Below are 24,809 nucleotides of genomic sequence, written 5' to 3' on the forward strand. Positions count from 1 at the left end.
ATGGTTTCGTGATGGTTTCGTAATGCTTTACGACTCGTTGACGAGCTTTCCCGTCATAGATTCGACCGTGAGCGCAAAAACATAGGCACGCGAAAACGCCTTGTGTATTTCCGCTTCCACCGCTTCTTTGCTCGGATAATACTTCCGCCCAAGCTTGCGGCAGATTTCCTCGCTCCGCGCCAAATCGTCCAGTATCGAAACGCGCCCGCGCACGATGACCGACGTTACGTTGTACGCCCACTCGCCTTCTCGGAGGAAGCCCTGATTGTAGGTGCAGAACGCGGCGCGCGGATCTTCCCGGATGCGCGCGAGTTTTTCGCCCTGCTTCGCGCCGTGGAAGTAAATCGTTCGTTCCGCTTCCGAATAGTAAAAGTTGATCGGCACAGGGTACGGATAGCCGTTTTCCCCGTTTACCGCCAGAACGCCGCGCTTCTCCGTCTTCAAAACGGCGATGCAGTCCGCTTCCGCCACCTGCTGCTTGAATCGCCGCATTTTTGCCCATTCCATCGAGCCGTCCCCTTCCTCTCAAAATCAGTCCGCAAAAAGCTCCGTCGAGAGGTAGCGGTCGCCACCATCCGGGAGAAGCACGACGATGTTCCTGCCCGCATACTCCGGGCGCTTCGCGAGCTCTGCCGCTGCGGCGAGCGCCGCGCCGGACGAGATGCCGACGAGCACGCCCTCGCTGCGCGCGAACTGGCGCCCGTACTGGAACGCCGCTTCATTTGAGATCGCGATGACCTCATCGTACGCCGTTCTGTCGAGCGTCTCGGGGACGAATCCCGCGCCGATGCCTTGGATCTTGTGCGGCCCCGCCTCGCCCTTCGAGAGGACGGGACTCGTCTTCGGCTCGACCGCGACGACGTGGACAGCGGCGTTTCGCTTCTTGAGGCAGCGGCTCACGCCCGTGAGCGTGCCGCCCGTGCCGATGCCCGCGACGAATGCGTCGACCTTGCCATCCAGCGCCTCCCAGATCTCAGGTCCCGTCGTCGCCTCGTGTGCGGCAGGGTTCGCCGGATTCGTGAACTGCGAGGGAATGAAGGAGTGCGGCGTCTCCCTGGCGATCTCCTCCGCCTTCGCGATCGCGCCTTTCATGCCCTTCGAGCCGTCCGTCAGCACGATCTTTGCCCCGTACGCCTTTAGGAGGTTGCGGCGCTCGACGCTCATCGTCTCCGGCATCGTGAGGATCGCCTTGTAGCCGCGTGCCGCCGCGACGAACGCGAGGCCGATGCCCGTATTGCCGGAGGTCGGCTCGATGATGACGCTCTCCTTCTTGAGCTTTCCCTCCTTTTCCGCCTGCTCGATCATAGCCTTCGCGATGCGGTCCTTTACCGAGCCTGCAGGGTTGAAATATTCGAGCTTCGCGTAAATATTCGCTTTCAGCCCGGTTGCCTCGATGAAGCGGTTCGCCTTGACGAGCGGCGTGCCGCCGATGAGTTCCGTTGCGCTTTCATATACCTTTGTCATGTTTGATCCTCCCGCAAATTTCCTCTCTTGATAACATATATGCTTGATATGTTTCATAGTGTACCATAGATGCGGCATGCTGTCAATATCGCCATCTTTTCATTTGAGGAAGTGCGGATACATTCGCCACGCCATCCTGACGCATCTTTTCCCCGCACTTCGGCGGAAAATCCTCCACGGCACCACGCTGCGTCCGGTTTTCCACCTCGTTCGGACGAAACATCTACGCCAATCTGACGAACTTCATTTTATCCGTGATTTCTTGACAAATGCCCTAAAATTTACTATGCTTTATAGGCGATAAAACGAAAAATATATACTGGTATACTGGAAAGGGAAACGAGGCAGACCATCATGAAAATCTCCGCAAAAGGCCGCTACGGGCTCGCCGCCATGACTTACTTGGCGCAGCACTATGCCGCCGCCACGCCGGTCACGATCATCAGCATCTCGGAAAATCTCGGCATATCGAAGATCTACCTCGAACAAGTCTTCGCCCTCCTGAAGCGCGCCGGCCTCGTCAACTCCATCAAAGGCAGCCAGGGCGGCTACCAGCTCGCCGAGAATCCCCGCGCGATCACGGCTTACGACATCCTTTCCGCCATCGAGCTATCCCTCATGGAGAAGGCGGCTCCCTCCTCGCCCGATAAGATGCCCGAGCTCGACCGCGCGCTCGTCTCGCGCGTCTTCGAGCCGCTCGACCGTGCCATCCACGAAGCACTCGCCTCCGTGACGCTCGACATGATCCTGACGGCGATCGCCGAGGAAAAGTCCGCCGAAAGTCTTATGTACTTCATTTGACCGCTCGATTGGATCGTGTTCCATGATATGGATTGGGTCTTTTTTCCTAATGTTTCTCGTATCCGTGAAAAAAACGATGCCAGCGGGATGTTCGCTTAGATAAAATCTTTCTTAAATGGACAAGCCGACCAAAATCCTTGAATTTCGCATAAAAACGGGAAAACCTCATTTCACAAGCCATTTCATCTATGGTATACTACGTTCGTCGGTGGACAGATAGCCCCGATTTGTGCACCAATCGAAACAAGTGGTTTCATGGATCCAGTTTATGGCACTGTGCCATGGTTTATTGGAGGTGTTTTTCCATGATGATCAACGACGTTCGTGTAAACATCGAAAAGGGGTCGTTTTCCGCAGCGGATGCGGCGCGCTATATCGAGCAAATCAAAAAGACTTCAAAATTTACGCTTAAAAAGATAACGTTTTCTCGATCAGACGACTTCCTCGATATCCGCTACTCCTTTAAGGAAATCCCTTTCGAACGGCTTCGGAGGCTGGCTTTCACGCCGTCTTCCGAAAAGCAGGCGGTCAACAACTGACGATGCATCGCATTGCAAGCACAGGGACGCCGTGCAGTTCTGCACGGCGTCCTATTTCTTGTCCTTTTTTCGGCGCATTCGGCGCAATGGTGTTTTCATTTTCCCGTGCGTATTGTAGAATAGAGACTATCCTGCTCATAATTTTCATGATGATGGAAAGAAGGCGTTCCTCACGGCCCATACTCTGCTCAAAACGCGCCGGCAAGCATTTTACGAAGGCGTGCACGACGGCATCCCCATCGCACTCGGCTACCTCGTCGTTTCCTTCACGCTCGGCATCGCCGCGCGAAACGCGGGGCTATCGCCCGCAGAAGGCTTCCTCGCGAGCCTCCTGAACAATGCGTCCGCCGGCGAGTACGCAGGATTTACCGTCATCGCAGCCGATGCGCCTTACCTCACGATCATCCTCCTCACGCTCGTCGCGAATGCACGCTACCTCCTCATGAGCTGCGTCATAAGCCAAAAGTTCGCGCCCGATACGAGTATATGGCACCGCATCTTCGTCGCCTTCGACATCACGGACGAGATCTTCGGCATCACGATCGCGCGCAAGGGCTATGTCGCGCCCTTCTACAACTACGGCGCGATGGCAGTCGCAATGCCGGGCTGGTCCATCGGCACGCTGCTCGGCATCGTCGCGGGGAACATCCTGCCGCCGTCCGTCGTCAGCGCGCTTTCCGTCGCGCTTTACGGCATGTTCCTCTGGATCATCGTGCCGCCTGCGCGCGCGGACCGCGTCGTCGGCGCGCTCGTCACGGCGAGCTTCGCCGCGAGCTTTGCCGCCGCGCACATAGGCGTCCTCGCCGCGCTCTCGGCAGGCACGCGCACGATCCTCCTGACGGTCGTGCTCGCAGGGCTCGGCGCCGCACTTTCCCCGATTGCAGAAAAAGCGGGCGCGGCAGAAAACTCCGCCGCGTCCGAAAAGGAGGACGCCTGATGCAGCACAGTATATGGACATATCTCTTCCTCATGAGCGCCGTGACGTTCGCGATCCGCATCGTGCCCGTCACGCTCCTGCGGCGCGAGATCCAAAGCCGCTTCCTGCGCTCCTTCCTCTTTTACGTTCCGTACGTGACGCTTGCCGTCATGACATTTCCCGCGATCACCGAAACGACACAGACGCCCGTATCGGGCGCGCTCGCGCTCGTCGGCGGCATCGTCCTCGCGTTTTTCGGCGCGAGCCTCTTTCAGGTCTCCGCCGCCTGCTGCATCATCGTCTTCGTCGCAGAACGCGTTCTCTAGGGCGGATCCCGTCAGACGGGATCGCACAAGTCCGTCTCGACGAGGCAGACGTAGGCGACTTTCCCATAGGCATGGCTCGTCACGGCTTTGCGAATATCGCAAACGGAATGGATCGTGCCTTTTCTGCCCTGAATGCGGTAACGCAGGCTTTTTTTCTTCCCCGCTGCCGCCTGCGCGAAAAGCTCCCGGCCGATGGCATCGCGGTCCGCCGGATGGATGAGGTTCAATGCCCTTCCCTGCGTGAACTCCATGAGTTCTTCGGGCGTCCCGCACTCCGCCAAGCGAAGCATTTCCGAATTGGCGTAGAGGATCCTCGTCTTTTCGTCTGCCGAACAGGCGAGCAGCGCATTGGGGATCTGCTCCGTAACATCGCGCAGATTGAAGCCGAGCGAGGAACGATCCATGTCCTCCATCGCCTCGTTATAGCGCAGGAAGTGGTTCTTTCCCTCCATTTTCACGGCGTAGAGCGCCATGTCTGCCTGATGGAAGAGACGCGTCATGGTGAGGCCATGCCCCGGATGATAGGCATAGCCGATCGAAATCGTGTAATCGTGCGCGGCGCCTTCGTACGTAAAGCGTTTCTTGCGCAGGTGCAGGCTGCGGATCATTTCTTCCGCCTGTGCTTCCGACACGTCGACGAGCAGGACCGTAAACTCGTCGCCGCCGTTGCGCCCGACGATATGACGGCCGGGGAAACACGCCGTGAGATCCCGTGCGAGCGCGCGCAGCGTCTCATCGCCTGCCGCATGGCCATAAAGGTCATTGATGAACTTGAACCCATCGATGTCGAGGCTGATGAGCGCCGCACGTTCGTTCGCGCAATCGCGCTGCCATTCCTGGAGCGCGGCATCGAGCCCGGCACGGTTCAGTATGCCCGTCAGCGCATCGTAGCGCGCCATGTGGCGCATCTGGTCGAGTGCGCCGCGCACGCGTTCCGTCATGATATTGAACGCCTGTGCAAGCCTTCCAAGCCCATCCTCATGATCGTCTTCGATGACGACGTGGTAGTCGCCAGCCGCAATGCTGTCCGCTGCGCGTACGAGTCCTGCGATGCGGTGGTTGATATGACGGCCGAGCATCGCGCTCAGGATGAAGAACGGGATTTCCACGAGGACGAACAGCGCGAGGAACTGCAGGATGATCTTTTGCATGCGCGCGTATAGCTCGCCCTGCGGCGCAATCCCCATGACGCGTATCCCGTTTCGGAGCGGCGCACACACCGCATCGTACTTCTCTGCATTGTGCGCATAGCGGATGACGTGCCCATGCCTTTCCGCCGATTCCGCATCGGCATCGCCCACAGGCTGGTAGCCGTAATCCGTGCTCGGTGCACCGAGCGGCACCCCTTCCGTGTAAAAACGCGTTCCCGACGGATCGACGAGGACAGCCCGCCCCGTCTCAAAGAAGTGGATCGCATCGACCTGCCGGATAAGATCGAGGAAGTTCAGATCGATGCCGCCGATGGCAACGACCTTGCCGCCAGAAAAAAGAGGCACGGTATAGGTAATGAGATAACGGTGCTGATTCGCGGAGTAGTACGGCTCGCTCCAACGCGCTTCCCCGCTCGCGACCACCTCGTCCACCTGGTCCCGATAAGCGGGCACATTCACTTCGTCCCCAGTGGGCGTCTTGTGCCACGAGCGGCGAAAGGCTCCCGTCCTGGCGTCGCGCGTATAGCAGAGCGAGCCGGCTTTCCCCGCCCCCTCATCGAGATAGTAGACGTAGTACGAGGCCACGGGAGCGAGCTCGCCGACCGCATCTTCAAATGCTGTGGCGACGTGATGCTCGAGCTGCGTGAGTGTCGCCGGGTCTTCGATCGCAGCCGGTGAATCCACCATGCGGTAAAGCATATTGGTCGCATGTGTGACGGCAAACTCCGAACGCTTCAACATGAAATTGAACTGCTCCGCGTTCTGCGAGACGATGCGCCCTACATTCTCGATCTCGTACTGCTCGGTGAGCCCCGACAGTTTCCATACCGTAACCGTGCCGAGCGCGACGGCCAATGCGACCATGCCGCCGATGCTCATGCTGATGATCTTTCCGCTCAAGGACTGGAAAAACCTTGCAATCCGTATCATGATGTCCTCTGCTCTTCCCCGCTCCATTCCTTCCATGCGGATGCCAATCCAACCCTATCAGATGATCCATTATAGCATAGGACATAGGACCGTTTCATCCCTTCTTCGGGAAAAAGAGGAACCGGTTTTGTTCCCCTTCCTGTTTTCCCAAGAAAGTCCCGAGCAAAAAGAGGAAGAGGGACGCGGTGATGCCGGTCACAATCGGGTGAAGCCCTGCGACCTTCAGCCCAAAATACTGCGCGGCACAATAGACGGCCGTCCCCCCCGCCATCGAGAAAAGCGCGCCAAGACGATTCGCGCGGCGCCAGTAAAGCCCAAAGAGCAGCACCCAGAAAAACGCCGTCTCAAGCCCACCGAATGCGAACATATTAATGAGCCATATCAAGGAGGGCGGCGTGAGCGCGATGAGGAAGACGAGCGTGCCGAGACCCGCCGTCACGAGGGTAGAGAGACGGCGAAGCGTGCGCGGCTTCACCTCGCGCCCGCTCTTTTTCGCGTGATGCAAGAATACGTCCTTGACGAGCGCCGACGCCGCGACGATGAGAAGCCCCGAAATCGTCGAGATCGACGCCGCGAGCGGGCCGACGATCGCAAATCCGACGAGCGCAGGCGGCAGCGCGTGGACGATCGCCTGCGGGATGACGAAGTCGACGCCGCCGTAATCCGCCGGTGTCCCCGTGAGCACGCCGTGCGCGAGGATCCCTGTGAAATTCACGCCGATGTTCATAAAGCCGATGACGAACGTGCCGATGAGCATCGCGCGGTGCAGGGAATGCGTATCCTTGTAGCTGATGCCGCGCACGACCGACTGCGGCAGTGCGACCGTGCAGATGCCGACGAGAAGCCACTGCGTGAAATACAGCCCCACCGGCATGTTCCCGTCCGCGAGCGGCGTGAGCATGGCGGGATGCGCGGCGCGGATATGCGCTAGGATCGCGGAAAAGCCGCCGCCCGCATGGAGCACGTAGGAAAGAAGCAGCACGATGCCCGCCATCATCACGAGCGCGCAGCACGTATCCGTAAACGCGACGGCGCGAAAGCCGCCGATCGCCGTATAGAGCACGACGACGAGGCCGAAGAGCACGAGTCCCGTCCCGTAGGAATAGCCCGTCACCGTGGCAAAGAGATTCGCACCGCCGACGAACTGCGCCGCCATCGTCCCGCAGAAAAACAGCACGATGACGAACGCCGAGAGCGCGGCAAGCGTATCCGATCCGTAGCGCGCGCGAATGAGGTCGACGACCGTCACCGCGTCGAAACGGCGCGCGAGAAGCGCGACGCGCTTGCCGAATACGCCGAGCACGAGGAAGATCGCCGTGACCTGCACGACGGCCATGTAGACCCAACCGAAGCCGACCGAAAAAGCCATGCCCGGGCCGCCGACGAACGAGCTCACCGAGCTGTACGTCGCGACCGTCGTCATCGCGAGCACGAATCCGCCGAGGTCGCGCCCGCCGATGAAGTACTGCGCGACGAAGCTGCCGTGCGCCGCGCGTCGCCGCACGAAAAGGCCGATGGCGACCATGAGCGCCATAAAGAGAAGGAGCGGCGCGAGCGCCGAGAGACGACCCTCACCCACGAGGACCGCCCCCCTCCAGATCCATGTCGCAAAAGACGATGCGGACGAGCACGGCGACGCCTGCCACGGCGAAGAGCCAAAAGCCGACCGTCGACGTCCATACCCAAAGGGGCAGGCCAAAAAGCTCCACATCGACCTGCGCAAGCCCGAATCCCAGAAGGATCCACGCGGCGATCAGCACAAGAAGCAGCAGCCCTGTGGCCGCTGCTTCTTTTCGTACCTGCCGGTACTTCTCATAATCATTCATTTTTATGCCTCCTTGTACAGTCGCGCCCGAATCAGCGCGTACCGTCAAGGAGAATCATAGCACAGGAATGCCCCTTCGTCCATAGGCAAATGTGCTACATGACCTCCCCGTTCATCCCGTCGGGATATTCCCGCTGATAGATCTGTCGGAATGCCCGCTTGAACATGAAGTAAGCGAAGGCGTGATACCTGCGGATGTATTCCATATAGCCGTGCTCCTTGATATACTTCCGTACCCCGGTGCTCGTATAGTAAGGGATGGGCGTCCAATTCGTGCCGTCCTGCGAGCACTGCAGCATTTTCCCATCGTTCACCAAGCGGTAGCAGCGCGTTTTGTAGGAACTGTGGTTGCCCTCCACATCCGCAAGGATCGATACATAGCCAACCGCGTAGTAGTAGTCGCCGTCCTCCTGCCGCACCGTGCACGAGGAGAGATCGAGGTACTCAAAGGAGTTCGCGTGCGAGTAAGTGAGCGGGTAGTTCGGGTCGCCGTCCAGCGGGTCGGAAAGCCCGAACGCCGCCTCCGCGCGCGGCAGGAAGATTCCGCCTGCTGCCAAAAACACAGCGAGCAGGAGGGCGGCAAGGCATGGATGCTTTCGCATGGGGATTCCTCCTTTTTGCTTCTGAATTTGCTTCCTTAATCGTATTTCTTTCGGATCCTTCTTCTGAATCGTTCTATATTTCTATTTCGCGAGAAATGAGCAAAAATCCTCCCCAAGATACGAGAGATACGAGCCGAAGAAGCAAGGCACGCAGAAAAAAGCCCTGCCTTTTGACAGGACTTTATGGCTTTATGGCTTTAGCCTTCAGCCTCACGTCATGCAAAGAGACCGGCCGCGTAGCCGACGATACCAAGGGCAAAGAGCCCGCAGATGAGGATGAGCGGGTTGACGCCCTTCTTCAGGAAGTACATGCACGCGAACGTCATCAGGAGCGGAACGATGCCCGGCATGAGGCTGTCAAGGATCGACTGCACGGTCGTGGCGATGACTTCGCCCCTGCTGTCCGTGTACGTCGAGAGAACGAGCGGCATGTTGACGGTCGTCCACTTCGCGACGAGTGCGCCCATGACGAGAAGGCCGAGGACGGAAGATCCCTCCGTGAGGCAGCGCATCTTGTTCCCGCCCATCTCGTCGACGAGCTCCGTGCCTTTGGCATAGCCGTACATGACACCGTACCAATTCGTCAGCAAGCGGATGAGGTTGAATGCGACGAAGAACAGCAAGGGGCCGACGATGCTGCCCGTCAATGCGATGCCTGCGCCGAGTGCGGCGAGGACGGGGCGCAGCGTTCCCCAAAAAATCGGATCGCCGACGCCGGCGAGTGGCCCGATGAGACCGACCTTGACGCCGGAGATCGCCGCATTGCTGATGGCCGCGCCGACTGCCTTCTTTTCCTCCATCGCGGCGATGATGCCCATGATCGGCGTCGCGAGGAACGGCTGCGTGTTGAAGAATTCGAGGTGGCGCTGCAAGGATTCCCGGTACGCTTGGGGGTCATCCTTGTAGACCCTCCTGAGCGCCGGGATCATCGAAACGCAGAAGCCGATCGCCTGCATGCGCTCGAAGTTGAAGGAGCCGGACAGGAAGTTGGACCGGATAAAAACGGAAATCAGATCGCCCTTGGATACTTTCCTATCCATCGCGCCGCCCCCTTGCACCCAATCCGAATCGCCGCTATCGTCAACGGCATCAACGGCATTTCCCGTGCCGCCGCCCGGATCCTGCGCAGCGGGATCGCGCGCAAGCCCCTTGATGTGGAAGTACGCGCAGATGAGGCCGACCGCGCCGATGCCGATGAGGTTGACGTTCGTGAAGACGGCGAGCAGGAAGCCGAGGAGAAAATACGGCATGAATGGCGTTGCGTTCATCTTGTTGATGACCATCGCATAGCCGACGACGACGATGAAGCCGCCCGAGACCTGCAGCCCGCGCGTGATGACCTCTGGGATGGAGCCGAGCATGGCATGGACTGGATCCGTGCCGGCGACGAGCGCGACGATGGCAGCAGGAACGGCGACGCGGATCGCCTGCAGGAAAAGGCCTGCGGCATGGCACATCTCGATGCCAGACGCGCTGCCCTGAAGGGCGAACCGATCGGCGAGATGCTGGAAGAAGACCGTGACCGTGCGGACGAAGATCGTGAGCGCCTGGCCTGCCGCTGCGAGCGGAACGGCGAGCGCGATGCCCGCACCGATGCTCTGGTGCCCGGCGATGACGAGGATCGTCGAGACGACGGATGCGAGTGCGGCGTCCGGCGCCATGGCAGCACCGGCATTCATCCAGCCGAGTGCGAGCATTTCGAGCGTGCCGCCGAGGAGGATGCCCGTCGTCATGTCGCCGAGCACAAGCCCCGTGAGCGTGCAGGCAACGAGCGGACGGTGGAACTGCGCTTCATCGAGGACAGAGCCCATGCCCGCGATAGCCGCGACGACGATGAGCAGGATAAAGGAAACGGATGTCATACATTACCCCTCCTTATGCAAGCGCGTAAACTTCGTCGAGCCGCTTCATGCAGCGCGCGATATGCGCAAGCGTTGCTTCATCCGTCACGGGACGCCCGGAATAGTAGCAGCGCGTCCTGCTCTCGCCCGCTTGCGGAAGCGCCGCCTCGCCGCCCAGCTCGTGGATGAGCTCGCGCACTGCGCCCGCGTTGCCGTCAACGAAGCAGACATTTGTGGGCAGGAGCGCGCGAAGCGTATCCTTGAAGTAATTGAAATGCGTGCAGCCGAGCACAAAGGCGCTGTAGTCCTCGAGCCGGAACGGCGCGAGCGCCTCCCGCAGGTAGCCCGTGACGCTTTCCGAACGAAATTCCTCGCGCTCGGCGAACGTCACGAGGCGCGGCAGCGCGATGCAGTCGACGAGATGGCGATGGTCGATGCGGGAGAGCAGCAGGCGGAGCTTCTCGCCCTTGACCGTCACGGGCGTCGCCGCGACGAGCACGCGGCGGCTTCCATCGAGGTCGAGCGCGCGCTTGACCGCAGGCTCCATGCCGATGATGGGAATCGCATAGCGGCGGCGCATGTCCGCGATCGCGACAGACGTCGCCGTGTTGCACGCGGCGACGATCGCGTCCGCACCCTCGCCGACGAGAAAGTCGAATGCCTCCGTCACGTAGCGCAGGATATCGGCGCGGCTCTTTTCGCCGTACGGCACGTGATCCTCGTCGGCGTAAAAAAGAAAGTCGGCGCACGGGATGGCCTTTCGTGCATGGTGCAGGACGGAAAGCCCGCCCAGCCCCGAATCAAAAAACGCGATCTTCAATTCCTACCCCTCCCAAGGGACCCCATACTGGCAGCTTCATTTCCTCCGCACTTCGCCAAAGCCGCTTCCCCCTGCTTCAGAAACCGGCTCTATGGGCGGATGCGCTTTCAGCCAAGACGACCAAGACGTCCGATAGCCGTCCGCATAGCACGCCTGCACGTACTGGTAAAAATGTGCCATCATGCGAACCTTCTCTTCGTAATACGGCGTCTTCCAATCGGCATCGCTTCCCGCCTCGATGGGATAAGCGCCGTAATAAAACCCGCCGATCTCATGCTCGCGGCAGAGGATGTCGCCGAGCGGGACGCCCGGATTTCTCATCATGTCGGTCATGACCATAAATGCCGTCGTGCGCCCGACGCCCGCCTCGCAGTGAAAGTGAAGCCATGCATCCTTCGGCACGGTGCGGTAAAAGCGAATGAATCGGTCGATCTCTTCCGCGCTCGGCCATACGTGATCGGTCGCCGTGATGCGGACGTAGCGCATGCCTGCCGCCTCGGCGACCTCCCGCTCCGTCGCATAGCGCATGACGCGGCGCACCGTGCCACCTTTCGGGAGCTTGTGCTTATCGAGCGGGGCGATGTACGCCGTGTGGCCACACGCTGCCCGCAGGCGGCGGCGCTCGTCGGCGCGCACGGCGCCGTGGCTCTTGCCGATGTTTGCCCAGTCGCGCCGCCCGTACCAGCTCACGGGAATATCGTCGAGAAATCCGTGCGATTCCTGCCGCAGGTCGACGTCGTAGATCGGCCCTGCCGTCTTTTCGCGCAGTTTTGCCACGACGTTCTTAAGCTGCGCAGGCGTAAAAGCGGCACTGCCCGAAATCGAAAGGGAATCCAGCCCCTCACGCGACGGCACATAGCCCGCTGCGAGATGAAACCGCTTCGCAGGCGCATGAAAGGCGTCCTGCGCCGTGCGGAAATGGCGGGGGAGCTCCGTCTTCCCCGCACTGTCGAGACGCCAGACGAAGCCCTCAAAATCGCGCGGATCTATCGCCTGAAGGATGCCCTCTGCCTGCATGCCCTCTGCCTGCATGCCCTCTGCCTGCACATCCGCCTTCTCATGAGCAGACGCATCCGCCGCATCCGCCGCGCCCTGCGCGCCCATGCAAAGCGCACCGGCAAAAAGCAGCACGCCGGCGACGCGGACTGCCCCTTTTCCAGAAAACTCCATCATCTGAAACCCTCCTCTTTGCTGTCGCACCGCTCGATGCCGTCCGCAGCGAGCAAAACACATGCTCTATTATAGCACATATAGCGCACAATCCGAAATACGGCGTGCTATAATAAACGCATCCCCGTATTTCGTATCCTCGTATTTCGTAAAAGAAGGATCGCTATGGCTCATTCCCCCGTATCACTCCTCCTCGACTTTCTGTTCCCGCCGCGCTGTCCGCTCTGCCGCGCCTACGTAGAAACGCGCGGCACGCTCTGCGCGGCCTGCCGCCAAATGGTCCTGCGGCCGCACCGCCTCGCGCTGCCGCCCGCACTCGCCGCCATCGTGCACGAAGCATGGGCAGTCGCGCCGTACCACGAAGGGCTGCAGCCGGTCATCCGCGCGCTCAAGTACGGAAGGAAGCGCGCCCTCCTCCCCGCCTTTCACACGCTCCTTGCCGCCGGCTTGCCGCTTCTGCGTGCCGACTTCGCCGTTCCCGTTCCGCTTCACGCCGCGCGCGAACGCGAGCGCGGCTTCAACCAAGCGGAGGCGATCTTTCATGCCTACCTCGCAGCGCAGCAGATCCCCATCCTCCGCGCCCTTGCCCGCACGAGACCCACCCCGCCGCTCTACGGGCTCGCTCCGCACGAACGCAAAGCGGCGCTTCGCGGCGCATTTGCCCTTGCGGAGCCCATCGCGATCCGCGGCAGGCACATCCTCCTCATCGACGACATCCTGACGACAGGCGCGACGCTCACCGCCTGCGCCCATCTGCTGAAGAAAGGCGGCGCCGCGCGGATCGATCTGCTCGTTCTCGCGAGCGACCACGCGTAACCATAGCGCAAAAACAAGAGCGGCATCCCTGCCTCGCAAATAAAAACCCATGGCTTTTCTTCCTCGTAAAATGGATTTGACACACAAAATACGAAAAGAAGAATTGCCATGGATTCATTGCAAACTGCCATAGAACCAAAGCAAAAAGAATATTACGATGTCATCTCCGACAAAATGCGATAGTCTTCTTTCACATCTTGGTAGATTTTCTGATATAATCCATACCCCTTCTGATAATATGCCACATCCCTTGGGTTCGGTTGCTTCATCGTATCTGCAAAACCCACGCAGCTACATGCCTGATCGATGGATGAATACGCGCCTACGCCAACCGCTGCCAAAATGGCGGCTCCCAGCGCTCCATTTTCCGCATAATCATCAGCCAAGACCTTGCAATTATACATATTGGCCAAAATGCTTCTCCACAGCTTGCTTCCAGCGCCACCGCCACAAACCTTCATAGAAGAGAACGCGATTCCCATATGCTCAAAAACCGCATGGCAATCCTTCAAGGAATAGGATACGCCTTCCAAAATGGAGCGAATTACATCCCCGCGCGTATGAATCCCTGACAATCCAAAAAACATACCACGCGCATACGAATCCAGGATTGGCGATCGCTCTCCCATAAGATAGGGAAAATAGAGCAGACGGTTCGCGCCGCATGGCGATGCCTCTGCTTCGCGCATAGCTTGGGATACCGATATTTCGCCTTTAAGCACTTTTGTCAAAAACCAGCGCAAAGACTCGCCAGCGGACAACGTGCACCCCATGGTAATCCACGCATTCGGCACGGCATGGCAAAACGTATGCACGCGCCCTTCCTTATCAATACGCGGTGCATCCGTATGCGTCAGCAATACGCCGGATGTGCCGATTGTCGTAAAAGCGCGTCCTGCTTTTATCGTCCCCGTGCCAATTGCCGCCGCCGCATTGTCCCCTGCCCCGCCAACGACCGGCGTTCCCTCTGCCAATCCGAAATATCTTGCCGCCTCTGCTGTAACGTATCCCGTAATCGCCACAGATTCATGCAGCTTCGGCAACCACTCCGGGCGGATTTCCAGTCGCTCTAAAATTTCAGCGGACCACTGACGAGCGGGAACATCCAAAAGCTGCATGCCGCTTGCATCCGACACTTCCGTATCATAACGATTGGTGAGCAACAGACGCAAATAATCTTTCGGCAGCAAGATATGGGAGCATCGCGCATAAATTGCAGGCTCGTTTTTTCTTACCCAAAGAATCTTTGATGCCGTAAACCCCGGAAGCGCTGGATTTGCCGTAGTTGCTATTAACGCATTTTTCCCGATTCGCTCTGTCATTTCCTCGCATTCAGCAACCGATCGCTGGTCACACCAAAGGACAGCAGGACGCAATACATTGTTTTCTGCGTCCAACATGACCAAGCCATGCATTTGCCCTGACATGCCTATGCCAATGAAATCGGATGCATCGATCTTGCCTTCACGCATTGCCTGGGAAATGGCATTTTTTGCCGCTTTCTTCCATTCAAGCGGATTCTGTTCTGCCCAGCCATTTCTCGGTTGGTCCAGCGCATAACTGGAATTTCCCTTTGCTGCAACATGAAACGCCCGATCAAAAATAACCGCCTTTGTATTCGATGTGCCTATATCAATGCCGAGAAAATACTCCATTGCGTATCACCTCCCGGAGCGTTTGCCATAGGCAATGTAATCTTTATAGTCTTTGAACATCAAATGCTGGGGAAGCTCGTCCTCTTCCACTTTTGGCAGGCGCGACTGCGCATGAAGAAAGCGGTTGTCTGTCCGGTCATCATTGGTCATCGAAACCTCAAACAGGGCAATATCCCCAGTTCCCGGAATACCTTGCCATTGATGATATTGCTTTTGGTTTAATGTGACACTTTGTCCAGGTTTTAAGACGATACTGCCACCTGCATGGATGACAATTTTTTTGCCGTCTACTTTTACCTTAACCGGCGTATCCGAAAGTTGTTCATTTTCATCCGAATTATACAATACAATCCGCAGGTCGCCTCCCCCACGATTGATAATATCTTCCATCTTGTACCAATGAAAATGAAAGGGAAGAATCTGTCCATCCCGAACGAAGAGAAGTTTCTCGCAATATGGTTTCGGATACCTGTCTTTGTGCTTGTAGTTCCCATTCCGAAAAGTAAATGCGGTCAGCCCGGTATGCAAAAAATCATTCGTGTCGAAATCTGTAACATCCCACCCAAGCATGTTATCGACAATCTCTTCCTCATCTTCCTGAACCTTTCTCCAGTCTTCTGGCGTATAATAAGCGAACGGCGGCAACGGAATTTTAAAATCTTCCGTTGCCTGGATGGTATACTGAATGATTTGATTAATATCTGATCGTTTCATTTTCATCCTCCTATAGTATATAATATCCGAATTTTCGGAATCACGAATTCATCCAGCTGCTTGGCTTCTTTTTGTTCGCATCCCCTTCACAAAAACAGCAAAGGAATGCTTCTCGAATTCCGTATGTTTGAAAAAGAAAATACGGTCTCACTATCATATGGTCGGCCTAGTGCTATGATCACCCTTTCAGGGGATTCCGAATGGATCCGATCTGGAAGAGCTTGCGTCTCCAAGGCAATGCCGGCATGAGGTATCAGTTTCCCCTCTTCCAGTAAAATCTTGCTCTGAACCTTATTGCAGGTATACACTACGACAGATTCCTCGCTCGTCTGAAAATCCACGCAAATACCAGATTTGCGAGACAGTAATTTCCCGATATGTTCCTTCCCAGCAAAACGAAAAGCATGATCATATCCACCATGAACCAATTTTTGCTGCAGATGCGCATCCATCCCGTATTCCCCTATGCGACGCAAGGTTCTGAAATCAAAAATCTTCTCATCAGCACAGGAAATAAATTGACCGGTTGGTATCGTTTTCGCATCTACCGATTGAACACAGTCTGCCTGCAGACTTAGTTCATGGTCTAATATGGTCGGTGATGCACCTATGCCATCCAGATTAAAGTACATATGACTTGTCATATTGCATAGTCCAATTTTATTGCTGTCCGCATGATAGTGTATACGAAACTCATCCGATTCATTCAGGGAATAGGTTACACGTACGTTCAGATTGCCCGGCCAGCCATCGTGCTCCAAATCGACATGATCGAGAACCAGCCGATCCTCTCTGTCCTCCTCTATTGGGATGATGTGCCAAAAGCAATGATGGAATCCTCCATCCCCACCATGCAGGCTACAGGTTCCTTCATTTTTTTCAAAATGCAAAGACGGCCCATTGGGAAGATGACAGCTCGCATTTGCTATGCGCCCTGCCACTCGACCTATCACAGTGCCCAAAAACATAGGATTTTCTTCATACAGGCTTATATCTTCATAGGCCAAGATTCTATTCCTTTTGTAATTGAACTTGTCCGGATAAATGATGCGACGTATGATTCCCCCATAATTCAAGACAGAAACTTCCATACCATGAGTATTTTTCATGGTATACTCCCATAGCTCCAATCCACGAAAGGCACCCAACTTTTCATTTTCAATCACAAGAATTCCCCTTCCAAAACAGAAATGCGCCATTGAACCGCATCCAAGTTGACGCACTTCCATTTTGCCATGACTTCATCATCCAGAAATCTTGATTTGTGACGAGTCGAGTTCTTTTTCCTTCTCCTCAACCGAAACGACTTCATCTTCTGCCTTATGCTTGAGGAACTGCAGACAAATCGCAAACGCTGCAGATCCAGCAAAAAGGCTTAACAGCCAAAGTCCGGGATTCGCAATGCCAGGGAGCGCAAAGAAACCGCCTGCCGGTACGGTCGAAGCACATTGCCAGTACATAACGAGTGCCCCATCCACGGCTGCACCGACAGCCGTGCAAATCGTGATACGAAGCAAATCATTTAGGATAATGGGGTAGGAGCCTTCCGTAATCTGGCAACACCCCATAAGGAATGCCGATTTCAGCGCATCCTTTTCTTGCGCAGAGAACAATGTACGCTTTGTCGCCTTGCTTAGGAAATAACCAATCGTCAAGCCAAATGGTGCAATCATGGAAGCAGAAATCAAAACGGAAATTGGAGTGCCAATCCCTTGCGTCATCAACTGCATGACGAAAACAAACGTCACCTTGTTAATCGGACCGCCATAGTCAACGGCAGACAGGATTCCCAGCACAAGCCCAAGAACGATGACCGATCCACCGGAGCTTTGCATGCTCGTCAGTAACGCGTATATCCCATCGGTCAGAACAAGAATCGGAACACCGACAACGTATTGCATGAATACGCCGACAAGAATCGTAGTGAGCAATGGAAGAATCATTTGCGGAACAATTCCCTCCATAAACGATGGCACTCGGATTACTCTTTTCAAATAATTAACGCACCAGCCGCCAAGGAACCCAGTCAGCAAGCCGCCCAAAAAGCCATAGCCGCTCGCCTTGCATAACAGTCCAAGCAAAAACCCCGGTGCAATGCCAGGACGGTCAGCAATGGAATAGGCGATGAAGGTAGAAATGAATACAGGCAACATCCCCAAGCCATTCCCGCCCAATGTAGTAAGCGCATCCGGAAGCGAGAATCCCGCTTTGTAGTCCGTAATGGCATGTCCTCCGCAGACATTGCCGATTACCATCAGCATGCCAGCAGCACAAACAAATGGGATCATAAACGAAATTCCCGTCATCACATGCTTCCGTATTTGAAAATTTGCCATTTATCTCACTCCTTTTGTGCAATCTCTTCCAACTTTTTGACCAAGGCTGTTGGTGAATGAATGGCCACCTCCGTCGGTATCTCAACAATTTTTTTCCCGTCGAACCGTTCCTTTCCTTTGATTTGAATATCCACAGCAAGAACAACAATATCCGCAGCTTCAATTTCCTCGGGTGTCAAGGCATCCTCCGTGCCAATCGTTCCCTGCGTCTCAATATGAATCTTATGGCCTGCTTGCTCTCCTGCCTGAATTAATTTTTTCTTCGCTATATAAGTATGTGCAATTCCTGCAACACACGCTGAGATCCCAACAATATTCATAGGTTTTCCCTCCCAATGGATTGTCCCAAAGATGCTTCTCATGCAACAATGGCATGCAAAGCAGCATGGCGTTCATTCACAGCGAGAAGCATTTCACTTGGTCCACATCATGAAACAATGCCATTTTTTCCTCCATCGTATCCCTGGCCATACGAATGCATGACGGATAAATTACATTGGGCTCACGCTCAAAGCCTTTATCGTTCAAATATTGCTCAACCCCCTTCATGAAACTGAACTTGATGTCACTGGAAATGTTAATCTTACAGATACCGCGCTTTACCGATTCAGCGATTTCCTCATCCTTATTGCTGGAGCCGCCATGAAGCACGAGGGGCGTGGAAACGGCATGGCGGATATCCGTAAGCAAATCCAGCTTCAGCTTCGGGACAAAACCTTTCGGATAAATCCCATGCGCCGTGCCAATCGCGATTGCCAAAGCATCGACACCCGTTTCTTCAACAAAGCGTTTCGCATCTGCCGGATTGGTATATGTAACTTTTGTCACGCCGCCTTCAATCGAATCACCCGTCTGCCCGATTGTTCCCAGTTCACCTTCAACGGTAACACCAAGCGGATGGGCTGCAGCAACAACCTTTTTCGTAAGAGCAATATTTTCTTCAAATGGCAAGAGCGAACCATCGATCATGACCGATGTAAAGCCTAATTGAATCGCATGCAGGCACTGTTCATAAGTGCCGCCATGATCCAAATGGATGGCCACAGGAACCTTGGTATGATTGGCTTCGTAAATAACACTGCTTACAAAACTATCCCGAAGGAACTTCAATTCATCCGGATGAACCGCCATAATGACCGGCGCCCTTTTTTCCTCGGCGCTTTCCATCATTCCGGACAAAAGCTGACCCGTTCCTGCATTAAAGGCCGGCACCGCGAAATGATTTTTCTGAGCAACCTCAAGCAGTTCTTTCATTGTTACCAACATAACAAAACCCTCCTTAAAATAAGCCACAAATGATATATCAATTCATCTCTTGTGATAAAAGATGAATGATTTCCTTTTTGTCATCCGTCTCCAGCAATCGCTTCAACGTATCATCGTCAGCCAAGGCCATGGCTACCTCTGACAAAAGCTTTAGGTGCACATTTGTCGTATCCGCATTACGTACAGCAAAAAGGATAACGACCCGCACCGGTTCTCGGTCTAGACTTTCCCATGGAATCCCATCCTTGACACGCCCAACAGCGATTGACGTCGCTTTGACCGCATCGGATTTCCCATGCGGGATGGCTATATGGTTCCCAATTCCCGTCACTCCTTCTTTCTCCCGTTCAAAAACATCTTTGATGAAATCTTCTCTGTCCGTTACATTTCCCACCTCGTACAATCGATCAACCAATCCTTCAATTGCCTCGCGTTTGTTGCGCGCGACCAAATCTAAATCAATCAGTCTCTCATTCAATATTCCATCAATTTTTCTTGATGCCATCTTCTTCACGCCTTCCATCATGCTCAACATCCCATGCTATTTTCATATCGCATGCCCGTTATTGTGCGATTCGTTCCAGCAGCAACTCAAAGCTCGGATTGTCAATCAGCTCGCGAACACCAAGTCCTTGAACAAAATAGTCGTAAATCCGATTGAAAATATCTTCCCACATACGCGCATTGCTCTTTGGTATACTCAGGCAAAACACGACCTGCACTCTCTCATACGACCACAAAACCGGCTCATTCAAGACCGCAACAGCAATCGCTGGCTTCGACGCACCACTCTCAAGCGCATGCGGCATGGCAATCAACGATCCAATTTCAGTCGAGGACATCTGTTCTCGTTCATAAATGGACTTTTTTATCGTCTCATCAATGTACCCATGCTCCAGCATGTGCAATGTAATTTTCCCCAAAACCTCTTCTTTCGATTTCGCCTGCATATTCGGGAAGAAAAGCTCCCTGTGAAAAAATGCCTCTCTTTGACCATTCGGAAGGAACGCCTTCTGCATTCCCAGTATGGCCTTTTCCAGCATGCGCATATCCGAGTCGCCAATGACAGGATGCACATAGATGATCCGGGCTTGCTTCTTTTTTGCTTCCATTTCTGGAAGCGGCACCGTAGAAATAATCAAATCCATGCTCTCTGCCTCGTTTTCGGTCAGTTCATATCGGTGACACATCTTTGTGATTTCTATATATCCACCAAAGTGCCGAACAATCGTTTCCTTCATGAGAAGCGACATCGTCACGCTCGTGTCACAAATCAAAACACAGGATTTTTTTTGCAGCCTCATGCGCTCCATTGCTGCGCCGAAATGGATTGCCAAAAACCCAATCTCATTTTCATTCGTTTTGATGCTTTCCTTCGATTCCACAATCCTAGACGCAATGACCGCGAACTCGAATGCAAGCGGGAAATCCTTTTTAATCACTTGCAAGATCTCATTTCGGACGCCAATGTTAAAACGCAGCCTATGCAGCGCTGCTTCCAAATGGATTTGCAGCCCTGTAAAAAGCGTCTCATCTTGCTGAAAATCCACATGATATTCGACACTTATCTTTTGCAATATAGCTGCCACCAAGCATCTCGTCTCTTGGTCCAGCGAGGCATCCTGCGCAAAAATCCGCTCACTTGCCACCAAGTGCTGCGCAATGTAGAAAATCTCATTTCCGATATCAATATGAAGCTGTCGTCTCAGTTTGGATACAATGTCCTTCGCAACAAGGAAGCTTTTTGTGGAGTGCAGGAAGGAAATCTCCTCAGCAGAATATTCCACCGTTGCCTTTACCTCAATCCGGCGCAAAACGATGAGGATATGAATGACAATCCCATGAAATGCTATATCGGACAATGGAAAGCTATAGTGCATCACGCTGCCTAGGACAATCTTCTTTACGCACTCAATCTCGCGCCTAGAAAACACGCTGTCATAAAACGCATTGTGCCTTCCGCTGATTTCCATATTGGCAAAAAGCATATCCGCAATCGCTTTTCTGATTTTTTCCTCCCCGCCCTCAATTCGGATCTTCCCTTCTCGATCGGCCTTTAATCGAAGCCTGTACCCTCCTAGGGCTGCTTCCATCTCCTTCCAGTAATTTTTCAGCGTAGTAAGACCGATAAACAGCTCTTCTGCCAAATCCCATTGGCTCAGCTTTTTCTGATGAAGCGCCGAGAGAAGTATCTTCGTAAGAATGTATTTCATGCGTTCTTTTTGCGATGTGCGCCCTTTCCGCCTGGCCAAGCCGCGCAACCGTTGCACAAACGCCTGCCAAACCTCCATGTTCACCACTTTCAGCATATAGCCTACCCGCGGCTTGACAATCAGGACGGCGCCATTTGCCTGAATCCATTTACGTACTTCCTGCATATCATTTCGCACGGTATGCGGGCTGCTTTCCACATAGGTGGAAAGCAACTTGCTCGTCAACGCCCCCCGCGCTTCAGCAAGAGCAAGAAGCAGTTTGACTTCCCTTCCCTTCAGCCGATCTTCCATCGTCGTACCTCCCTCCCGCTTTCATCTTAATCCTTATTATAGTTGCGGCTTTTCTCCTTTCATAGACTAATAATTGGAACATTTTGTCTGCATTGCGCCAAACATCGGACAAGAAAACACTTCCTGATTCCTGCGAACGCAGCTAGAGACTCTCTCTGCCATTTGACCGGCAACCTTCCAATGTAAAATGATCATGCGGAGCACAAGGATCCCACATTTCCGTTATCCCTTTCAAAAGAATAATTAGAGTAAATGATAATTAAGTGCGCTAAAAATAGAGAAAATATCTTGCCAAAACTCTTGCAATCCTCTGACAACTATGCTATACTATGGGTAACAAGAGGAGATAGGATGCAAAGCGCGATCAAGCAGTCCGAAAGGATGAAAGCAGTGCCGTGCTCCTGCCGAAACAGGCTCTCCTCGAAGCAATGGATTCTGCCGAAAGGATGTGAGGCAATATCGAAGCTAAGATTTGGCGGAGCTTCTCCACCACCTGACAAGGCGCAGCATTGAAGTGCATTCCTCCTCACGGCAGGGATGCGGCAGCATGATGACTAGGAGTCGCCAGCCGGCCGCATGAGCCAAGGGAGCAATAGCGCCAAGGATCGGGAAAGGATGGGAAGGACGCCCCCGTGGGTATCTCCCACATCATCTGGGAAGCCATCGATATGTGTAGCTGGTATGGGTATCCCCCTTCGGATTTCCACTATCGCCTATCGTTATCGGTAACGGACGGGATGAACTGCACGTGCAAATGTGATTTTGGTATCACGGTTGCCTTAGCTAGGCATTCGATATGCAGCTTTCCTGCTCGAGAGGGAATCGTTGCAGACAACTAAATAGAGAAGAAGGTAATTTGTTATCTATGAGGACCCCCAAAGGAAAACGGCTCTTATGACGTCTGTGAGCGTCTGAGAGCCGTTTTTCACTTCATTTATATTTTATTTCGTTTATGTGTCACTTCGTTTACGAATCCTCGTAGGCGCGCACGCGGAGCGTCAGCCCGCGATCCGCGCAGATCTTGCGGCATTTCTCGATTTCATCCGGTCCCTCGACCTTGTCAACGATCGTGAGCACGACGTTCGGCACGTAGGGCTTGCAGTGCTGCGCAAAGGCGAGCATCGCCTCGTACGACTTCTCGCCGAACTTCGCGCGCGTGAGCGCGAGGTAGCGCGCGGCATTCGAAGCGTTCAGGCTGATCGAGACAGTATCCAGGATGCCCGCAAACTCCGATGCGAACACCCTGCCGTGCTCGAGCTCGCCAAGCCCGTTCGTATTGACGCGCGTGGGGATATCGGGATGCATTCCCTTGACGTAGCGCAGGAGCGCGATCAGGGCTTCAAGTCGCTCCGTCGGCTCGCCGAAGCCGCAGAAGACGACTTCCTTCACGTATTCCCACGGCACGCCGTCGAGCTCCGCCTCGACCTCTTCGACCGTCGGCTCCCGCTTCAGCCAGAGCGATGACTGCTCCGCCATCTTCTTCATTTGGCGCAGGCAGAAGGTACAGGCACAGTTGCAGCGATTCGTGAGGTTGACGTAGAGCCCGCGCCTGCCCTCCGGCTGTTCCTTCAGCGACTCTTCCATCGGCAGGTAGCGCCCGCCCTTATGCGTGGCATAGACGATCATGTCTTTCGTTCTCCTTCAAAAAACGCGTGCAGCATGCTCTCGCATGGTGCACGCATACACCAAACGCTTTATTTCAGCTCGCAGAGGTACTCCTCGAACGGCAGCCCGTAGTTCCAAGGCAGATCGAGCTCGACGGCGTAGGCAAGGCACTTGCTGATGAACGCCGCCGCGCGCTCCGTCGCCGTCATGAGGGCATCGCCGCGCACGAGAGACGCCGCGACGATAGCGGCGAAGGCATCGCCGCTGCCCGAGCGGTCGCCGCCGATCTTCGGCACGGCAAAGACGCGCCCGCGCCCTGCCTCGTAGACGAGCATGCGGACGGTATCGCCGCCGTCCAGCCCCGTGATGACGACCTGCTTCGGCCCCTCGTCCGCGAGCGCCGCCGCCATCTCCTCAAGCGCTTCATCCGTGACGATGCCGTCTTTCGGATAGGGCCTTCCGAGAAGCTGGCAAGCCTCTGTGAGGTTCGGCGTCACGAGATCGGCAACGTGCAGCAGGCGTCGCATCTTCTCGCACATCTCCTGCGTATACGATGCGTAGAGCTTCCCGTGGTCGCCCATAACGGGGTCGACAAAGACGCGCGTCGCGTGCTTCTTGAACCGCCGCACGAAGCCCAAGACGATCGCGATCTGCTCCGCCGATCCCAAAAAGCCCGTCGCGATCCCATCGAAGACGAGCCCGTTCTGTTCCCAGCTCGCGATGTACGGCTCCATGCGCGCCGTGTAGTCGTCGAGATAATGGTTCGGAAAGCCCGTATGCACGGATAGGATCGCCGTCGGCAGCGGGCACGCCTGCACGCGCATCGCCGAGATGAGCGGCAGCTCGACGGCGATCGAGCATCGCCCGAACCCCGTCATGTCGTTTACGAGCGCAATGCGCTTCTGCCTTTTTTTCGTACTCAACGATTGTCCACCTTGTCCATAAAATAGAGGTCGTGCTCCATGAAGCGGTGCGCCGCGAGCTCCTCGTACTTCGTTCCCTGCCGCCCGTAGTTCGCCCACGGGTCGATCGAGATGCCGCCGCGCGGCAGGAACTTGCCCCATACCTCAATGTACTTCGGATCCATGAGACGCACGAGATCCTTCAGGATGACGTTGACGACGTCCTCGTGGAAATCCCCGTGGCTGCGGAAGCTCACGAGGTAGAGCTTCAACGACTTGCTCTCGACCATGCGCACGTCCGGCACATAGGAGATGTAGATCGTCGCGTAGTCGGGCTGTCCCGTGATCGGGCAGAGCGCCGTGAACTCCGGGCAGTTGAACTTCACCCAGTAGTCGCGGCCTTTGTGGCGGTTCTCGAACGTCTCGAGAATCTCCGGGCAGTAGTCGTAGTGGTATTGCACCTGCTTCTTGCCGAGCAGGCGGAGCCCTTCGTTTTTCTTGTCGCGTGGCATTGCGCACCTCCCATCCGCAGGACGCCCGATCCTGCGCGCTTCTTTTTCACGCGCTCCCCGTGAGGAACTTCCTCTCGAAACACCCCGCACGCTTCGGCCTGCCGAAGCGGTATC

Annotated in this window: 25 protein-coding genes and 1 pseudogene; 5 read left to right on the forward strand and 21 right to left on the reverse strand. The window is 55.3% G+C overall.

Features of this window, described 5'->3' with window-relative positions:
• Positions 1–27: 27 nt before the first annotated feature.
• Positions 28–507: a pyridoxamine 5'-phosphate oxidase family protein gene (locus HMPREF1985_RS03120; protein WP_021771006.1), complete on the reverse strand. Its 480-nt coding sequence runs from the start codon at positions 505–507 to the stop codon at positions 28–30.
• Between the two features lie 24 nt (positions 508–531).
• The gene (gene cysK, locus HMPREF1985_RS03125; RefSeq protein WP_040636896.1) at positions 532–1,464 is read right to left on the reverse strand and encodes a cysteine synthase A; all 933 of its coding nucleotides are present in this window, start codon (positions 1,462–1,464) and stop codon (positions 532–534) included.
• A gap of 354 nt (positions 1,465–1,818) precedes the next feature.
• Between cysK and HMPREF1985_RS03130 the strand changes: the two genes are divergently transcribed.
• The 4 genes from HMPREF1985_RS03130 to HMPREF1985_RS03150 all read left to right on the forward strand — a co-directional run bounded on the left by HMPREF1985_RS03130 (position 1,819) and on the right by HMPREF1985_RS03150 (position 4,046).
• Complete coding sequence (locus HMPREF1985_RS03130; RefSeq protein ID WP_021771009.1) at positions 1,819–2,265, forward strand: RrF2 family transcriptional regulator; 447 nt, start codon at positions 1,819–1,821, stop codon at positions 2,263–2,265.
• Between the two features lie 305 nt (positions 2,266–2,570).
• A complete protein-coding gene (locus HMPREF1985_RS03135) occupies positions 2,571–2,804 on the forward strand; it encodes a hypothetical protein (protein WP_021771011.1) in 234 nt (77 codons plus the stop codon).
• Between the two features lie 220 nt (positions 2,805–3,024).
• Positions 3,025–3,741, forward strand: a complete 717-nt coding sequence (locus tag HMPREF1985_RS03145; RefSeq protein ID WP_021771013.1) for an AzlC family ABC transporter permease — start codon at positions 3,025–3,027, stop codon at positions 3,739–3,741.
• Positions 3,741–4,046 carry an AzlD domain-containing protein gene (locus HMPREF1985_RS03150; protein ID WP_021771014.1) on the forward strand — a complete coding sequence of 102 codons (306 nt, stop codon included), beginning with the start codon at positions 3,741–3,743 and terminating at the stop codon, positions 4,044–4,046. Before HMPREF1985_RS03145 ends, HMPREF1985_RS03150 begins: the two co-directional genes overlap by 1 nt.
• A gap of 11 nt (positions 4,047–4,057) precedes the next feature.
• Here the strand turns inward: HMPREF1985_RS03150 and HMPREF1985_RS03155 are convergent, their stop codons facing one another.
• From HMPREF1985_RS03155 to HMPREF1985_RS03190, 8 genes and pseudogenes are all read right to left on the reverse strand, one after another.
• The gene (locus tag HMPREF1985_RS03155) at positions 4,058–6,127 is read right to left on the reverse strand and encodes a diguanylate cyclase domain-containing protein (RefSeq protein WP_040636900.1); all 2,070 of its coding nucleotides are present in this window, start codon (positions 6,125–6,127) and stop codon (positions 4,058–4,060) included.
• 94 nt (positions 6,128–6,221) lie between these two features.
• A complete protein-coding gene (gene panF, locus HMPREF1985_RS03160) occupies positions 6,222–7,661 on the reverse strand; it encodes a sodium/pantothenate symporter (RefSeq protein WP_051349048.1) in 1,440 nt (479 codons plus the stop codon).
• A gap of 37 nt (positions 7,662–7,698) precedes the next feature.
• The gene (locus tag HMPREF1985_RS03165; RefSeq protein WP_021771017.1) at positions 7,699–7,953 is read right to left on the reverse strand and encodes a YhdT family protein; all 255 of its coding nucleotides are present in this window, start codon (positions 7,951–7,953) and stop codon (positions 7,699–7,701) included.
• 94 nt (positions 7,954–8,047) lie between these two features.
• A complete protein-coding gene (locus HMPREF1985_RS03170) occupies positions 8,048–8,554 on the reverse strand; it encodes a hypothetical protein (RefSeq protein WP_021771018.1) in 507 nt (168 codons plus the stop codon).
• A gap of 215 nt (positions 8,555–8,769) precedes the next feature.
• Positions 8,770–9,594: a PTS mannose transporter subunit IID gene (gene manZ, locus HMPREF1985_RS03175; protein WP_040636931.1), complete on the reverse strand. Its 825-nt coding sequence runs from the start codon at positions 9,592–9,594 to the stop codon at positions 8,770–8,772.
• A 33-nt stretch (positions 9,595–9,627) separates the two neighbouring features.
• Positions 9,628–10,416: pseudogene (locus tag HMPREF1985_RS03180) on the reverse strand (PTS mannose/fructose/sorbose transporter subunit IIC); the annotation flags it as partial.
• A 13-nt stretch (positions 10,417–10,429) separates the two neighbouring features.
• Positions 10,430–11,215, reverse strand: coding sequence for a glutamate racemase (murI, locus tag HMPREF1985_RS03185; protein WP_021771020.1), 786 nt, complete (start codon positions 11,213–11,215; stop codon positions 10,430–10,432).
• A 36-nt stretch (positions 11,216–11,251) separates the two neighbouring features.
• Positions 11,252–12,388, reverse strand: coding sequence for a phosphatase domain-containing putative toxin (locus HMPREF1985_RS03190; protein WP_021771021.1), 1,137 nt, complete (start codon positions 12,386–12,388; stop codon positions 11,252–11,254).
• Positions 12,389–12,550: 162 nt separating this feature from the next.
• Here HMPREF1985_RS03190 and HMPREF1985_RS03195 point away from each other — a divergent pair, with 162 nt between their 5' ends.
• Positions 12,551–13,201: a ComF family protein gene (locus HMPREF1985_RS03195; protein WP_040636902.1), complete on the forward strand. Its 651-nt coding sequence runs from the start codon at positions 12,551–12,553 to the stop codon at positions 13,199–13,201.
• A 152-nt stretch (positions 13,202–13,353) separates the two neighbouring features.
• Here the strand turns inward: HMPREF1985_RS03195 and xylB are convergent, their stop codons facing one another.
• The 11 genes from xylB to queF all read right to left on the reverse strand — a co-directional run bounded on the left by xylB (position 13,354) and on the right by queF (position 24,695).
• Positions 13,354–14,856 (reverse strand): xylulokinase, encoded by a 1,503-nt coding sequence (gene xylB / locus HMPREF1985_RS03200; protein ID WP_021771023.1) that lies wholly within the window; start codon positions 14,854–14,856, stop codon positions 13,354–13,356.
• A 6-nt stretch (positions 14,857–14,862) separates the two neighbouring features.
• On the reverse strand, positions 14,863–15,570 hold the full coding sequence (locus tag HMPREF1985_RS03205; protein ID WP_040636903.1) for a D-lyxose/D-mannose family sugar isomerase: 708 nt from the start codon (positions 15,568–15,570) through the stop codon (positions 14,863–14,865).
• Positions 15,571–15,656: 86 nt separating this feature from the next.
• Positions 15,657–16,736, reverse strand: coding sequence for an aldose epimerase family protein (locus tag HMPREF1985_RS03210; protein WP_081695793.1), 1,080 nt, complete (start codon positions 16,734–16,736; stop codon positions 15,657–15,659).
• A gap of 78 nt (positions 16,737–16,814) precedes the next feature.
• Positions 16,815–17,906 carry a PTS fructose transporter subunit IIC gene (locus HMPREF1985_RS03215; RefSeq protein WP_021771027.1) on the reverse strand — a complete coding sequence of 364 codons (1,092 nt, stop codon included), beginning with the start codon at positions 17,904–17,906 and terminating at the stop codon, positions 16,815–16,817.
• Between the two features lie 5 nt (positions 17,907–17,911).
• Positions 17,912–18,226: a PTS fructose transporter subunit IIB gene (locus tag HMPREF1985_RS03220; protein ID WP_040636907.1), complete on the reverse strand. Its 315-nt coding sequence runs from the start codon at positions 18,224–18,226 to the stop codon at positions 17,912–17,914.
• Between the two features lie 76 nt (positions 18,227–18,302).
• A complete protein-coding gene (locus HMPREF1985_RS03225) occupies positions 18,303–19,172 on the reverse strand; it encodes a ketose-bisphosphate aldolase (RefSeq protein ID WP_040636909.1) in 870 nt (289 codons plus the stop codon).
• A gap of 37 nt (positions 19,173–19,209) precedes the next feature.
• Entirely contained in the window at positions 19,210–19,698 is a 489-nt protein-coding gene (locus tag HMPREF1985_RS03230; protein WP_231385158.1) for a PTS sugar transporter subunit IIA, read from the reverse strand.
• Positions 19,699–19,735: 37 nt separating this feature from the next.
• On the reverse strand, positions 19,736–21,676 hold the full coding sequence (locus HMPREF1985_RS03235) for a BglG family transcription antiterminator (protein WP_021771031.1): 1,941 nt from the start codon (positions 21,674–21,676) through the stop codon (positions 19,736–19,738).
• A 966-nt stretch (positions 21,677–22,642) separates the two neighbouring features.
• Positions 22,643–23,302, reverse strand: a complete 660-nt coding sequence (locus HMPREF1985_RS03240) for a TatD family nuclease-associated radical SAM protein (RefSeq protein WP_021771034.1) — start codon at positions 23,300–23,302, stop codon at positions 22,643–22,645.
• A 68-nt stretch (positions 23,303–23,370) separates the two neighbouring features.
• Positions 23,371–24,204, reverse strand: coding sequence for a pyridoxamine kinase (locus tag HMPREF1985_RS03245; RefSeq protein ID WP_021771035.1), 834 nt, complete (start codon positions 24,202–24,204; stop codon positions 23,371–23,373).
• A complete protein-coding gene (queF, locus tag HMPREF1985_RS03250; protein ID WP_021771036.1) occupies positions 24,201–24,695 on the reverse strand; it encodes a preQ(1) synthase in 495 nt (164 codons plus the stop codon). Before queF ends, HMPREF1985_RS03245 begins: the two co-directional genes overlap by 4 nt.
• Positions 24,696–24,809 lie beyond the last annotated feature (114 nt).

Origin of the sequence: Mitsuokella sp. oral taxon 131 str. W9106 (genome assembly GCF_000469545.1) — a bacterium.
Classification (GTDB): domain Bacteria; phylum Bacillota; class Negativicutes; order Selenomonadales; family Selenomonadaceae; genus AWVT01.

Excerpts from the sequence above, each read along its gene's own strand:
- HMPREF1985_RS03120 (WP_021771006.1), bottom strand. The coding sequence starts at position 507 with ATGGAATGGGCAAAAATGCGGCGATTCAAGCAGCAGGTGGCGGAAGCG.
- cysK (WP_040636896.1), bottom strand. The coding sequence starts at position 1,464 with ATGACAAAGGTATATGAAAGCGCAACGGAACTCATCGGCGGCACGCCG.
- HMPREF1985_RS03130 (WP_021771009.1), top strand. The coding sequence starts at position 1,819 with ATGAAAATCTCCGCAAAAGGCCGCTACGGGCTCGCCGCCATGACTTAC.
- HMPREF1985_RS03135 (WP_021771011.1), top strand. The coding sequence starts at position 2,571 with ATGATGATCAACGACGTTCGTGTAAACATCGAAAAGGGGTCGTTTTCC.
- HMPREF1985_RS03150 (WP_021771014.1), top strand. The coding sequence starts at position 3,741 with ATGCAGCACAGTATATGGACATATCTCTTCCTCATGAGCGCCGTGACG.
- HMPREF1985_RS03155 (WP_040636900.1), bottom strand. The coding sequence starts at position 6,127 with ATGATACGGATTGCAAGGTTTTTCCAGTCCTTGAGCGGAAAGATCATC.
- panF (WP_051349048.1), bottom strand. The coding sequence starts at position 7,661 with ATGGCGCTCATGGTCGCCATCGGCCTTTTCGTGCGGCGACGCGCGGCG.
- HMPREF1985_RS03165 (WP_021771017.1), bottom strand. The coding sequence starts at position 7,953 with ATGAATGATTATGAGAAGTACCGGCAGGTACGAAAAGAAGCAGCGGCC.
- HMPREF1985_RS03170 (WP_021771018.1), bottom strand. The coding sequence starts at position 8,554 with ATGCGAAAGCATCCATGCCTTGCCGCCCTCCTGCTCGCTGTGTTTTTG.
- manZ (WP_040636931.1), bottom strand. The coding sequence starts at position 9,594 with ATGGATAGGAAAGTATCCAAGGGCGATCTGATTTCCGTTTTTATCCGG.
- HMPREF1985_RS03190 (WP_021771021.1), bottom strand. The coding sequence starts at position 12,388 with ATGATGGAGTTTTCTGGAAAAGGGGCAGTCCGCGTCGCCGGCGTGCTG.
- HMPREF1985_RS03195 (WP_040636902.1), top strand. The coding sequence starts at position 12,551 with ATGGCTCATTCCCCCGTATCACTCCTCCTCGACTTTCTGTTCCCGCCG.
- xylB (WP_021771023.1), bottom strand. The coding sequence starts at position 14,856 with ATGGAGTATTTTCTCGGCATTGATATAGGCACATCGAATACAAAGGCG.
- HMPREF1985_RS03205 (WP_040636903.1), bottom strand. The coding sequence starts at position 15,570 with ATGAAACGATCAGATATTAATCAAATCATTCAGTATACCATCCAGGCA.
- HMPREF1985_RS03215 (WP_021771027.1), bottom strand. The coding sequence starts at position 17,906 with ATGGCAAATTTTCAAATACGGAAGCATGTGATGACGGGAATTTCGTTT.
- HMPREF1985_RS03220 (WP_040636907.1), bottom strand. The coding sequence starts at position 18,226 with ATGAATATTGTTGGGATCTCAGCGTGTGTTGCAGGAATTGCACATACT.
- HMPREF1985_RS03225 (WP_040636909.1), bottom strand. The coding sequence starts at position 19,172 with ATGTTGGTAACAATGAAAGAACTGCTTGAGGTTGCTCAGAAAAATCAT.
- HMPREF1985_RS03230 (WP_231385158.1), bottom strand. The coding sequence starts at position 19,698 with ATGATGGAAGGCGTGAAGAAGATGGCATCAAGAAAAATTGATGGAATA.
- HMPREF1985_RS03235 (WP_021771031.1), bottom strand. The coding sequence starts at position 21,676 with ATGGAAGATCGGCTGAAGGGAAGGGAAGTCAAACTGCTTCTTGCTCTT.
- HMPREF1985_RS03240 (WP_021771034.1), bottom strand. The coding sequence starts at position 23,302 with ATGATCGTCTATGCCACGCATAAGGGCGGGCGCTACCTGCCGATGGAA.
- queF (WP_021771036.1), bottom strand. The coding sequence starts at position 24,695 with ATGCCACGCGACAAGAAAAACGAAGGGCTCCGCCTGCTCGGCAAGAAG.